Below are 12707 nucleotides of genomic sequence, written 5' to 3'. Positions count from 1 at the left end.
CCCCGGTGGGCCCGCCCGCGGCGGGGGCCTCGGCCCAGGGGGCTACTCGCTCGCGATCGCCCCCAGCACATTCATCCGCCCCGCCCGAAACGCCGGGACCAGCGCCGCGAAGAGCCCCACGAACGCCGAGCCGACGAAGACCGTCACGATCGTCGGCCAGGGGATCTCCAGGACCCCGAGGCCCTCCAGGGCCAGGAGCTTCTGGGCCGCCGTGCCCCAGCCCATGCCCAGGCCCAGGCCGAGGAGCGCGCCGAAGAGGGCGATGACGACCGACTCCAGGCGGATCATGCGGCGCAGCTGCCGGCGGGAGAGGCCGATGGCCCGCATGAGGCCGATCTCGCGGGTCCGTTCGACCACCGAGAGCGCCAGGGTGTTCACGACGCCGAGGACGGCGACGACGATCGCCAGGGCGAGGAGCCCGTACACGATGTCGAGCAGCTGTCCGACCTGGTTCTGCAGCTCCTCCTTGTAGTCGGCCTGGTTGCTCACCTTGTACTGCGGGTACGGCGCGAGCGCGTCCTTGAGGGCCTCGTACGCGGCGGTCTCCCGGCCGTCCTTCGCGCTGGCGAGGACGAGCAGGCTGTTCGGCACCCGCTCGGCGGGCAGGTGGCGGACGACGGTGGAGACGTCGGTGTACATCGCGCCCTTGTCGACCTGCCCGGTGTCGGCCGTGATCGCCGCGACCTTCAGCTTCACCGTGTCGCCGCCCGTGAGGGCGACGGTGAGGACGTCGCCGACCTTGACGCCGTGTTCGGCGGCGTAGTCGCTGCCGACGGACATGGCGTCCTTGCCGTACGCGTCGGCGAGGGTGCCGGCGGTGGTCTCGCGCCGCAGGTCCTTCAGGTACGTGGGGTCGGTGGCGGCCAGGCCGGCCTTCGTGGTCTTCCCCCGCGGGTCGGTGATCCTCGCGTCGACCCACTTGTACTCGGTGACGTGGTCCAGGCCGGGCGTCCTCTCCAGGGCCGCCTGCGCCTGCGGCACGATCGGCTGTCCCGTGCCGGACCGCACGATGAAGTCGGCGCCGACGGAGCGGTCCAGCTCCTCGGTGGCCGAGGCGACCATCGAGGAGCCGACCACCGAGAGCCCGGCGACGAGCGCGAGCCCGATCATCAGGGCGGCGGCGGTGGCGCCGGTGCGGCGCGGGTTGCGCAGCGCGTTGCGCTCGGCCATGCGGCCGACGGGGCCGAAGATCCGCAGGACGACGACGCCGAGGGCGCGGACGACCCCGCCGGCGAGGAGCGGGCCGACGACGACGAAGCCGAGGAGGGTGAGGACGACTCCGAGGCCGAGCCAGAGGGAGCCGGGGCCGGCCTCGGCGGCGCGGGCCGCCGCGACCAGGGCGGCCGCTCCGGCGCCGGTGAGGACGGTCCCGATCGCGCCCCGTACCCGCCCGGCCTTGCCGTCGGCGGGGGTGCCCGCGTCGCGGAGGGCCGCCATCGGGGAGACCTTCCCGGCGCGGCGGGCCGGGACGTAGGCGGCGAGGACGGTGACGACGATGCCGAGGGCGAGGCCGACGGCCGGCGTCGTCCACGCCACGGTGAGGTCGCGGGTGGAGAGCTCCATGCCCATCGAGGACATGATCTTCATGAGTCCGACGGCGAGGCCGACGCCCGCGGCGACACCGGCGACCGAGCCGACGAGGCCGAGGAGGAGCGCCTCGACGAGGACGGAACGGTTCACCTGCCGGCGGTCGGCGCCGATGGCCCGCATGAGACCGATCTCGCGGGTCCGCTGGGCGACCAGCATGGAGAAGGTGTTGACGATGAGGAAGATGCCGACGAGGAAGGCGATCCCGGCGAAGCCGAGCATGGCGTACTTCATGACGTCGAGGAAGCCGGCGATGTCCTCGCGGCCCGCGTCGGCGACCTCGGCGGCGGTGTGCAGCTTGTAGTCCTTCGCGTCGGCACCGAGGGCGGCGGCCACGTCCTTCTTGAGGACGTCGTCGCCGACACCGGGCTCGGCGTCGACCATGACCTGGGTGAACAGGCCTTCCTTGCCGAGGAGTTCGCGCTGCGCGGTGGCGGTGTCGAAGTAGACGACGGTGGCGCCGGGGTTGGTGACCTTGAACTCGACGATGCCGGAGATCCTCGCGGTGTGGTCGCCGGTGACGGCGATCGTGCGCAGGGTGTCGCCGATCCTCAGGTGGTGCTTCTCGGCGGTGCCGGCGTCGACGACGACGTCGGTGGGCCCGCGCGGCTCGTGGCCGGAGGCCAGTTCCACCGAACGCAGCTCGTACGGGCTCCAGTTGACGGCGATGGTCGGCGCGCCGCCGGTCGGGCCGACGTTCTCGTTCCGCGCGTCGACGACGGTCACGCTCAGGGAGGTGACCGAGCCCTGCGCGTCCTTGACGCCCTCGACCTTCCGCACCCGCTCGACGAGGGAGGCGGGGAGGGCCTCCGGGCGGCCGGACTGCGGCGTCTCGTCGTTCCCCGCCGCGCCCTTGGGGCTGACGGTGACGTCGGAGGCGGTCGACGCGAAGAGCTTGTCGAACGTCGTGTTCATGGTGTCGGTGAAGACGAGCGTCCCACTGACGAAGGCGACGGAGAGCAGGACGGCGACGGCGGAGAGCGCCATGCGGCCCTTGTGCGCGAAGAAGTTGCGCAGCGAGGTCTTGAGGACGGTCATGACGTCCGCCCACGCGCGTCGAAGTCCTTCATGCGGTCGAGGACGGCGTCGGCGGTGGGCCGCTCCATCTCGTCCACGATCCGCCCGTCGGCGAGGTAGAGCACCCGGTCCGCGTAGGAGGCGGCGACGGGGTCGTGGGTGACCATGACGATCGTCTGCCCCAGCTCGTCCACGGACGCGCGGAGGAAGCCGAGGACCTCGGCACCGGCCCGCGAGTCGAGGTTTCCGGTCGGCTCGTCACCGAAGATGATCTCGGGCCGGGCGGCGAGCGCGCGGGCCACGGCGACGCGCTGCTGCTGGCCGCCGGAGAGCTCGGTGGGACGGTGCTTGAGCCGCTCACCGAGCCCGACGGTGTCGACGACCCGCCGCAGCCACTCGGCGTCCGGCTTCCGCCCGGCGATGTCCATCGGCAGCGTGATGTTCTCCAGGGCGTTCAGGGTGGGCAGCAGGTTGAACGCCTGGAAGACGAAGCCGATCCGGTCCCGGCGCAGCCGGGTGAGCTTCTTGTCCTTGAGGCCGGTGATCTCGGTCTCGTCGAGGAAGATCTGCCCGCTGGTGACGGTGTCGAGCCCGGCGAGGCAGTGCATCAGGGTCGACTTGCCGGAGCCCGAGGGCCCCATGATCGCGGTGAACCTGCCGCGGGCGATGTCCACGTCGACGGAGTCGAGGGCGACGACCCGGGTCTCCCCCGAGCCGTACGCCTTGACGACCTGCCGCGCCCGCGCCGCGACGGCCGTCCCCTCGCCAGTACCCCCGTGCCTGGGGATGGTCACAGCCGAAGTCACGGATTTCTCCTTGGAGCGATGGGTGGGTTTGTAAGTTCAAGTTAAGAAGCGGGCACGGCACTTCACCTCCTCCGCCGGTACCAACGACCCCTGGGCCGCATGGGGGAGGCGCCCCTAGGGGTTCTCATCCGTTCGATGGGGGCCGGCTGGCCGAGGGGGAACATGGCCAGACACAGGAGAGGGGGCATGAGTTCGATTTGTCACTTGTTCCGGTGCGCTCATGCGATGTCTGCATATTTGTACGACTCGGGGTGGCAGAGTCGACACCATGAAGCCCACCGCACCCCTGCGGGCGATCGCGCCTGCGTTCGTGGTCCCCGGACCGTCGGGTGTGGCGATCCGCACGCGACTCAAGGGCCTGAGGCCGGAGGACGAGAAGGTCCTTCGGGAGGTGGGGGCGCTTCTGGGTGCGCTCGCATCCAAGGACCTCAAGGTCCGCTGCGCCGAGGGTATGGCACATTCAAAGGACACGTGGGCAGCCCGGAAGCGGGAACTGACACCTCTGTCGTCGTCACGCTGGGCCGGAGCCCTCACGAAGGCCACGCACCATCAGTGGGCCCTGGCCCGACGCTGCCAGGCGGCACATCTCCGGGGCCTTGAGGCCGGGATCCGGATGATCCGGCACCGCCTGTCGCTGCCGATCGGCACGAAGGGGGCGAAGAAGGCACCCGGCGGGTACCACACCCGGCAGGAATGGCACGCGAAGTCGCGGCGACTGCGTGTGCTGGAGGACCGGTTGGCCGCTGCCCAGGCGGACGCGGCTGCCGGTCGCGTCCGCGTGGTACGCGGCGGGAAACGGCTCGCCCGCTCACGGCACAACCTTGAGGCCGCCCGGCTGACCGAGGCGGAGTGGCGGGCACGGTGGGAGGCCGAGCGCTGGTTCTGCCAGGCGGACGGGGAGGCCGGGAAGCGATACGGCAACGACACCATCCGCGTCAGCCCTGATGGCGAAGTGAGCATCAAGCTCCCCACCCCGCTCAAGCACCTGGCGAACGCCCCGCGCGGCCGGTACGCGCTTCCCGTCCGCGTGCGGTTCGCGCACCGGGGCGGGAAGTGGGCCGACCGAGTCGAGGCGAACGGGGCGGTCGCGTACCGCATCCACTACGACGTGGCTCGTGGCCGCTGGTACCTCACCGCGTCCTGGCAGACTCCGGTGGCTCCCACCGTCCTCCTGGCCACAGCACTGGCCGACGGGGTGATCGGCGTGGACATGAACGCCGATCACCTCGCCGCCTGGCGTCTTGATCCCCACGGGAACCCCGTAGGCCACCCCCGCCGCTTTCCCTACGACCTGACCGGGTCGGCGGGCTACCGCGACGCGCAGGTCCGCCACGCCCTCACCCGACTCCTGCACTGGGCACAAACCTGCCGCGTCCGCGCGATCGCCGTCGAAGACCTCGACTTCGCGGCCGAGAAGACCAGGGAGAAACACGGCCGCAAGCGCCGCTTCCGGCAGCTCGTCTCCGGCATGCCCACCAGCAGACTCCGAGCCCGGCTCACTTCCATGGCCGTCGCCACCGGTATCGCGGTCATCGCCGTCGACCCCGCCTACACCAGCCGCTGGGGCGCCCAGCACTGGCAGGAACCCCTCACCAGCCCCACCCGTAAGACCACCCGCCACGATGCTGCCGCCGTGGCCATCGGAAGACGCGCCCAAGGACACCCGATCCGGCGACGGACGGCACCGCCCCCACACGACCGATGGGGTCTCCCCTGCTCGAACGAAGTTGAGAGCTTGGGGAAGATCGTGCAGGGCATCGGACCGTCCAGGCCGGACCAGGCACCCTCAGGCGTGAGGAACCCCGCCACCGCATCCCCGGACCACGGACCCGATCCGCGCCGCCCGGACGCGGAACGAACGCGGGCGACCAGAGCGTCCAACACCGTTCGGGACGTTCGACTGAGCACGAGCCCTGGCAACAGGACCCACTCCCGCTCAGTTTTGAGAAACGGTTCCTCCACCCAGGGGCCGAGTGAGACCCTGTCCGCGCCCATTTAGGTGTACGAAGAAAGGAAAGGTGCGCGGTGACAGAGCCGTCGACCGCCCGGGCCGGATCCGACCCCGCCCCGGTGACCGCCCCCGCCGCGCCGAACCCCCGCCGCGGACCCGTTGTCGCCGCCCTCATGCTCGCCATGGGGCTCGCCGCCCTCGACGGCACGATCGTGTCCACCGCCGTCCCCCAGATCGTCGGCGACCTCGGCGGACTCTCCGTCTTCTCCTGGCTCTTCTCCGGCTACCTGCTCGCCGTCACGGTCACCCTGCCCGTGTACGGCAAGCTCAGCGACACCTTCGGCCGCAAGCCCGTCCTCATCGCCGGGACCGTCCTCTTCCTCGCCGGCTCCCTGCTCTGCGCCGCCGCCTGGAACATGGCCTCCCTGATCGCCTTCCGCGTCGTCCAGGGCCTCGGCGGCGGCGCCCTCCAGGGCACCGTCCAGACCATCGCCGCCGACCTTTACCCCCTGAAGGAACGCCCCAAAATCCAGGCGAAGCTGTCCTCCGTGTGGGCCGCCTCCTCCGTCGCCGGACCGGCCCTCGGCGGCCTGTTCGCCAGCTACGCCGACTGGCGCTGGATCTTCCTCGTCAACCTGCCCGTCGGCCTGATCGCCCTCTGGCTCATCGGCCGCCACCTGCGGGAACCCGCCCGCACCGCGCCCCGCGCGCGCGTCCGGATCGACTGGGCCGGAGCACTCGCCATCTTCGCCACCGGCTCCGTGCTCGTCACCGCGCTCGTCCAGGGCGGCGTCGCCTGGCCCTGGCTCTCCGCCCCGTCCCTCGGTCTCCTCGGCGGCGCCGCCGTCCTCGCCGCCCTGACCGTCGCCGTCGAGCGGCGCGCGGCCGAACCGATCATCCCCGGCTGGGTCTGGCGCCGCCGCACGATAGCCGCCGTCAACCTCTCCCTCGGCGCCCTCGGCCTGCTCATGGTCGCCCCGACGGTCTTCCTGCCCACGTACGCGCAGTCCGTCCTCGGCCTCGGCCCGATCGCCGCCGGCTTCGTCCTGTCCTCGTGGACCCTGAGCTGGCCCACCACGGCCGCGCTCTCCAACCGGGTCTACACCCGCATCGGCTTCCGCCTCACCGCGATCCTGGGCATCTCGCTCGCCCTGCTGCTGCTGCTCGCGTTCCCGTTCCTGCCGTTCCCCGGCGAACCCTGGCAGCCCGCGCTCCTGATGCTGCTCCTCGGCGGCTCCCTGGGCCTCTTCCAACTGCCCCTGATCGTCGGCGTGCAGTCGACCGTCCCGTACGAGGAACGCGGCACGACCACCGCCTCCGTCCTCTTCTGCCGCCAGGTCGGCCAGAGCGTCGGCGCCGCGCTCTTCGGCGCCGTCGCGAACGGCGTCCTCGCCGCCCGCCTCGGCGCCGGCACGGACCTCGACACGCTGGCCCGCTCTCTGGCCGCCACCGACGAGACCCGCCGCGCGGTCGACGCGGCGGTGGACCGGGTCTACCTGGGCGCGGCGGCAGCGGCGGCCCTCGCCCTCCTGGCCCTCCTCACGCTGGCCCCCCGCCGCTTCCCGGTCCTGAAGGAGGAGGACCAGGGGGCGCCCCGCCGGGACCCGGCCGACTGAGTACGCGCCCGCCCGGAGATGAGCACGCGCCCCCGTGCCCGGGCGGCGCCCCGGACCCGACGATGGGGTCACCCCGCCCGAAGGAGCAGGCCTTGGACCCCGACACGTACGCGACGCTCTACTCCTCGCGGGGCCCGCGCGGGATCGTCAGGCAGAACGGGTGTCCCGCCGGGTCCAGGAGGACCCGCCACAGGTCCGGTCGGGGCTGGACGTCCGGGACGGTCGCGCCCCACTCCACGAGACGGGCCGTGGCCTCGTCCAGGTCGTCGACGTCGAAGTCGAGGTGCAGCTGCTGCGGGACCTCCTGGCCCGGCCAGGACGGGGGGCGGTAGCCGTCGACGCGCTGGAAGCCGAGGAAGAAGCCGTCCGCGCCGCGCAGCCCCGCGAACTCGCCGTCGGACCGGTCGGCGAGCGGGATGCCGGTGGCCCGGTGGTAGAAGGCGGCCAGGGCCATCGGGTCGGCGCAGTCGAGCGTGATCGCCGTCAGTCTCATGATCATGGGGCGGGAGCCTAGTCGGCCCTCTCGGAGCCCCAAGAACCCTTGGCGCCCGAGCACCCCGGAGCCCCGGGCCCGTCCCCGGCACCTCGGCGTCCTCGGAGCCCCTGGCGTCCTCGGAGCCCCCGGCACCCTCGGCCCCCCGAAGCCCTACGCGTCCTCGGAGCCCCTGGCGCCCTCGGAGCCCCCGGCACCCTCGGCCCCCCGAAGCCCTACGCGTCCTCGGAGCCCCTGGCGCCCTCGGAGCCCCCGGCACCCTCGGCCCCCCGAAGCCCTACGCGTCCTCGGAGCCCCTGGCGCCCTCGGAGTCCCCGGCACCCTCGGAGTCCCTGGCGCCCTCAGAGTCCCCGGCGCCCTGCGCGCCTTCGGTCTCCTTCGACTCGGGCTTCTCCTCGGCCCGTTCCGGTGCGGTCGGGCGGCCCGTCAGCGCCGCCAGCGAGTTGCGGATGTGCTCCATGTGGGAGTGGATCTCGTCCCGGGCCTCCTCGTGCTCCCGCAGCACCCGCTCCGTCTCGCGCTCGATCCGCTCCGCCTTCATCCTGGCCTCGGCGAGCAGCTCCGCCGCACGCGCCTCGGCGTCCTCCTGGCCGTGCCGGGCCTGCTCCTCCGTCTCGGCCAGGGCCCGCTGCGTCTCCGCGAGCCCCGCCTGCGCCGCCGCGATCTGCTCCTCGTGGCGGGCGTCCAGGGCCGCCGCCTCCGCCTCGGCCGCACGCTCCGCCTCGGCCCGTACGGTCCGCTGCTCCTCCCGCTGCGCCGCGAGCAGCGCCTCCGCCCGGCGCTCGGTCTCCTCGAAGGCCTCCCGCGCGGCCTCCCGGGCGCCCTCGGCGTCCCGGCGGGCGATCGCCACCATCTCCTCGGCCCGCGCGCGGGCCTCCTCCAGGGTCGCCCGGGCCTCCGCGTCCGCCGTCGACCTGACCTCCTCCGCGTACGCCCCGGCGGCCTCCGTCACCTCCCGGGCCGCCTGCTCGGCGGACTCCGCGAGGGCCTGCGCCTCCGCCTCGGCATCCCGTACGAGCCGCTCGTCCTCCCGCTCGGCCAGCTCCAGGATCTTCTGCGCGGTCTCGCCGAGGGACTCGTACCGCTGCGGGGCGAGCTGCTTGACGGCCAGGCGGAGCCCGGCGGCCTCCGTCTCCATCTCCTTCGCGAGGACCGTCAGCCGCGCCGCCCGCTCCCAGGCGGCGTCGCGGTCCCGTTCGAGTGCGGCGACGTGGCGGTCGACCTGCTCGGGGCGGTACCCGCGCCCCCGCCCGACGGCGAAACTCATCCCTGACGCCCCTTCTCCCTGGTCCCGACCCGTAAAGCCCGACCCATAAAGAATGCGGCATCAGAACGGACAAAAGGCGCCCAACGTGGCCACACGTCGAGCGCCCTTCGTCACATTCCGACTCCCCTGCGCTACAGCAGACCGTCCCACATCTGCTCGAGCAGCACCGACCACCAGTTCTCCGGCGACGACAGCGCCGCCGGGTCCAGCATCGCCAGCTGCGCCTGGAAATCGACCGTCCAGCGACCCGCCTGCTCCGGGTTCAACCCGAACCGCAGCCGCCACATCCGGCCCAGCAGCGCCATCGACCGCGTGAACTCCGGCAGCCCCGTGTTCACGAACTGCGGCGGCACCGGCTGCCCGCCCGGACCGGCCTCCACCGGCACCGCCACGATGTGCGCGGTCCCGTACTGGACGCAGATCGCCCGGCCGAAGTCCGAACCGAGCACCAGGTACGAGCTCGCGTCCGGCGCCGCCTGCACCTGCCGCTGCGCCGCCAGCTCCGCCAGCGTCGGCACCACCGGCACCGCCGGCTGCGCCCAGAAGAACGGACCGAAGTCCGCCGGAAGGCCCGCCCACACCAGCGTGCGCGCCACGATCTCCGGCACGCCCTGCCGGGACACCGCCCGCTGGTCGAAGCGGAGGATCCCCGGACCGAACGCGCCCGCCAGCTCCTGCGCGATCCCCTCCGGGGGGATCGGCGGCGCCGGCTGCACCTGCGGCAGCGGCGCCCGTACCGGAGCCGGACGTGCCGGACCGTCCGCGACCTGGTGCAACTCGCCCTGATGGGTCAGGAGTTGACGCATCCCCTGCTGTCGGCCCGCGTGATCACGGCCGTACGGGGCGATGCTCGTGATCCGCGCCTGCGGCCACGTCTCCCGGATCATCCGCGCGCAGTAACCACCCGGCAGCTCACAGGACTCCAGCTCCGTGTGGAGCTCCAGCACCTGCTGCGGCGGCACGTTCAGCGCGCGCAGCTCGTGCAGGATCTGCCACTCCGGATGCGGGGTGCCCGGCGCCGAACGCCGGATGATCTGCGCCTCCGAACCGTCCGGCGCCCGATACCGCAGCACCGCCTGATAGCCCGGACCGACCGTCGGCTGACCCGCCGGATGCGGATAGCCGTACGCCGGCGGAGGCACGGGAGCCCCCGGGACGGGCGCCCCCGGCACGGGACCGGGCGCGGGCGGCGGCGTGGGCCCGCCGACCGGCGGCGCCGGAGCGGGCGGAGGCGGCGGAGTCCCCAGACCGCCCGGACCGGGGTGCGCCAGCATCGTCGCGGCGTGCGCGATGCCGCCCGCGGGCGTACCACCGGGCACACCCGGCGGCGGCGGGGGCGGCGGAGGCGCGCCCGGACCGCCCTGGTTCGGATGCGCCAGCATCGTCGCCGCGTGGTGCACCGGCTGCGGCGGCGTCACGGGACCCGGAGCGGCCGGCGGAGGCGGCGGACCGGGCGGGCCCGGCTGCGCGGGAGCACCGGGCGGACCGGGCGGGCCCGGCGGCTGGAGCCCCTCGGGACCGAGCTGCGACACCAGCTGCGTGGGAATGTACGCGTTGCCGCCCGACGAGGCCCCCGGCACGCCCGGAGCCCCCGGCGGCGGAGGCGGCGTCGGACCGCGCCCGGCCTTCGGCGGCGGGGTGGCCTTGCTCGTCGCGGCGTCCGCGATGTCCCCGGCACCCGGCGCCGAGGGCGCGGGCGGCGGAAGCGGCGCACCCGGCCCGGCCTGCGCCGGAGCCGGCGAAGGCACCGGCGCGGGCGCGGGCGGCGACGGCGGGGCGGCCGGAACCGCGCCCGGGGCCGGCGCCGCCGGGTCCAGACGGGGGGCGATCGCGGTCGGCGGCAGCGCGCTGCCGCCCTTCATCAGGGCGGTCGGCGCGTCCGCGCCCACCGACGGCGGCGGGGCGTCCTCGTCGTCCGTCCCCGACAGCGGCGGCGCGAACACGGTCGCGGGCAGCGGCACCGCCCCGTCCGCACCACCGGAACTCGCGTTCGCGTCCACCCACGGGCTGGACGGCGCGGGAGGGGGCGTGGGGGCGGGCGGAGCCGGGGGCACGACCGGCGGCGCGGGCGGGGCGGGCGGCGGCGCCGCGGGGCTCGACGCGGCCGGACCCGACGCCGGGACACCGTCCATCGCCGTCGGCTCGTACGCGTCGCCGTCCGGAACGGGAGCCGGCGCGGGCTCGACGGCCGGCGCGGGCTCGACGGCCGCCGGCACGGGCTCCGCGGCCGGAACCGGAGCCGTCGCGGCCCCCGAAGCCTCCTCGGACGCCGCCCCGGCCGCCGACGACGACACCGACCCGGTCGCCGATGCCGATGCCGATCCCGACGCCGCCCCCGTCACCGGCGCCGACGAGTCCGTCAGGACGGAGGACGCGGAAGAAGCAGAAGAAGCGGAAGAAACAGAGGAAGCGGAAGAAGCCACCGAAGCCGAAGACTCCGCCACCCCCACCCCGTCCGACGTGTCGTCCACCGGCTCCGACGCGCTCACGCCCTCCTGCGAGGCGTGCGACTCCTCCCTCGGCAACCCGATCTTGTCCGCCGCGTCCTGCAACCACTCCGGCGGACTCAACAGGAACGACGTCTGGTTCAGATCGATCCGCGCCGCCGGCACCGCCGCCTGCGCCGGAACCTCGTCCGTCGCCCCGTACTCCTCCTCGTACCGCCGGATCACCTCACCCACCGGCAGCCCCGGCCACAGCGTCGCCTCACCGGTGCGCGCGATCACGAGCCGCTGACGCCCGCCGTCCGACGTCGGACCGCCCTCACGGTCCTCCGCCCACACCACGAAGCCCAGCTCGAACTCCCGCACCCGCACCTCACGGTGCTGGTACCCCGGCAGATCGCCGTTGATCCACTCCTCGGCGCGCTCCTGCGCCTGCGCGAACGTCACCACAGCCAGCTCACTCCCCCACCGGGACCACGGGCACGGCACGCGCGAAGCCACCGTCCACCATCAGGTTCGCCACCGTCTCCAGCTCCGGCGGATTGCCCGCCAGACGCCCGAGGAACGCGTCGAAGTCCGCGCCGCAGGGCAGCAGCAGCCGCTCCACCCGCTCGTTCACCGTCCAACCGGCCGCCACCTCGCCGGAATCCCGCGCGTCGTCGTACGCGCAGAACCACACCGAACCGACCGCCGCACCCCGCACCTTCAACGCGATCAGACCGCCCTGGACGAAAGCGACGCCCAGATAGTCCTTCGTCAGATGGTCACGGAGACACTTGTTGACGTACACGAGGTCATTGACCCCCGCCTCCTCCCGCACCGTGAAGAACGGCTGATCCACCAGGACGCCCAGCTCCGCGTCGAGCGCCGCCCCCACCGGAGCACACCCGCCCGCCGCCTTCAGGAACGAGCGGTACGCCCCCGGCAGCCGATAGCCGAGATCCTCCTCCACGCCCTGCAACTGCAGCTCCGACACCGACACCCGGCCCTTCGGCAGCCCGAAGTGCACCGGACGGGTCTCCTGCAGCGGACGCGTCCCCCGCTTCGACTGGTCCACCGCGGCCGTCGCCACCCCGCCGTGATGCCGCAGCAGCGCCTTCACCTCGACCGGCACCAGCTCCATCCGCCGCGAACCCACCACGTGATGCCACGTCCAGCCGTGCGGGGTCGCCACCGACGGAATCGTGTCCCACAACTCATGCCCCGTCGCCGCCAGCGCCGCGTTCGCCGACACGTAGTCCGTCAGCCGCAGCTCGTCGACACCGAAACCCTCCGGCGGATCGGCGATCTCCGCCGCCGCACGCGCGTACGGCGAGAAGTCCGGGTAACCACGCTCGTCCACCCGTACCCCTCTGGGGTGACGGGACGCGCGGACCGGATCCGGGAAATGCACGACCTGCCCGGCGTAGGCCGCGTTCGGTGGCGCGGTGTCCTGCCCGAGCCGACCTGTCGTCATGGCGGTTGCCCCCTGCATGGCGTCGCTGACTGCTTGCTACCGACAGCCGACGGCTGCGGCCGACTGATGC

7 protein-coding genes and 1 pseudogene are annotated in these 12707 nt (G+C 73.5%); 2 read left to right on the top strand and 6 right to left on the bottom strand.

All coding sequences use genetic code 11. From position 1 onward, the window contains the following. Nucleotides 1-42: 42 nt before the first annotated feature. Both ACIGW4_RS22070 and ACIGW4_RS22065 read right to left on the bottom strand, forming a co-directional pair. Nucleotides 43-2625, bottom strand: coding sequence for an ABC transporter permease (locus ACIGW4_RS22070; protein WP_399582425.1), 2583 nt, complete (start codon nucleotides 2623-2625; stop codon nucleotides 43-45). Further along, complete coding sequence (locus ACIGW4_RS22065) at nucleotides 2622-3410, bottom strand: ABC transporter ATP-binding protein (RefSeq protein WP_123459163.1); 789 nt, start codon at nucleotides 3408-3410, stop codon at nucleotides 2622-2624. Before ACIGW4_RS22065 ends, ACIGW4_RS22070 begins: the two co-directional genes overlap by 4 nt. Before the next feature lie 268 nt (nucleotides 3411-3678). Between ACIGW4_RS22065 and ACIGW4_RS22060 the strand changes: the two are divergent. Together ACIGW4_RS22060 and ACIGW4_RS22055 are read left to right on the top strand one after the other, a co-directional pair. Continuing rightward, nucleotides 3679-5387: pseudogene (locus tag ACIGW4_RS22060) on the top strand (IS200/IS605 family accessory protein TnpB-related protein). Nucleotides 5388-5435: 48 nt separating this feature from the next. Then, nucleotides 5436-6977: an MFS transporter gene (locus ACIGW4_RS22055; RefSeq protein ID WP_399582423.1), complete on the top strand. Its 1542-nt coding sequence runs from the start codon at nucleotides 5436-5438 to the stop codon at nucleotides 6975-6977. 118 nt (nucleotides 6978-7095) lie between these two features. Here ACIGW4_RS22055 and ACIGW4_RS22050 read toward each other — a convergent pair whose 3' ends face one another. The 4 genes from ACIGW4_RS22050 to ACIGW4_RS22035 form a co-directional block, all read right to left on the bottom strand. Then, the gene (locus ACIGW4_RS22050; RefSeq protein WP_359587857.1) at nucleotides 7096-7476 is read right to left on the bottom strand and encodes a VOC family protein; all 381 of its coding nucleotides are present in this window, start codon (nucleotides 7474-7476) and stop codon (nucleotides 7096-7098) included. Nucleotides 7477-7747: 271 nt separating this feature from the next. After that, nucleotides 7748-8737, bottom strand: coding sequence for a cellulose-binding protein (locus ACIGW4_RS22045; protein ID WP_398712325.1), 990 nt, complete (start codon nucleotides 8735-8737; stop codon nucleotides 7748-7750). A gap of 131 nt (nucleotides 8738-8868) precedes the next feature. Then, nucleotides 8869-11631, bottom strand: a complete 2763-nt coding sequence (locus ACIGW4_RS22040; protein WP_399582420.1) for an SUKH-4 family immunity protein — start codon at nucleotides 11629-11631, stop codon at nucleotides 8869-8871. Nucleotides 11632-11638: 7 nt separating this feature from the next. Continuing rightward, the gene (locus ACIGW4_RS22035; protein WP_123459288.1) at nucleotides 11639-12637 is read right to left on the bottom strand and encodes an SMI1/KNR4 family protein; all 999 of its coding nucleotides are present in this window, start codon (nucleotides 12635-12637) and stop codon (nucleotides 11639-11641) included. Nucleotides 12638-12707 lie beyond the last annotated feature (70 nt).

Source organism: Streptomyces sp. NPDC053513 (assembly GCF_044544765.1).
In the GTDB taxonomy this organism is placed as follows: Bacteria; Actinomycetota; Actinomycetes; order Streptomycetales; family Streptomycetaceae; genus Streptomyces; species Streptomyces litmocidini.
The sequence above is the reverse complement of the archived record's forward strand: the minus strand, read 5'-3'. Positions and strand labels throughout refer to the sequence as shown.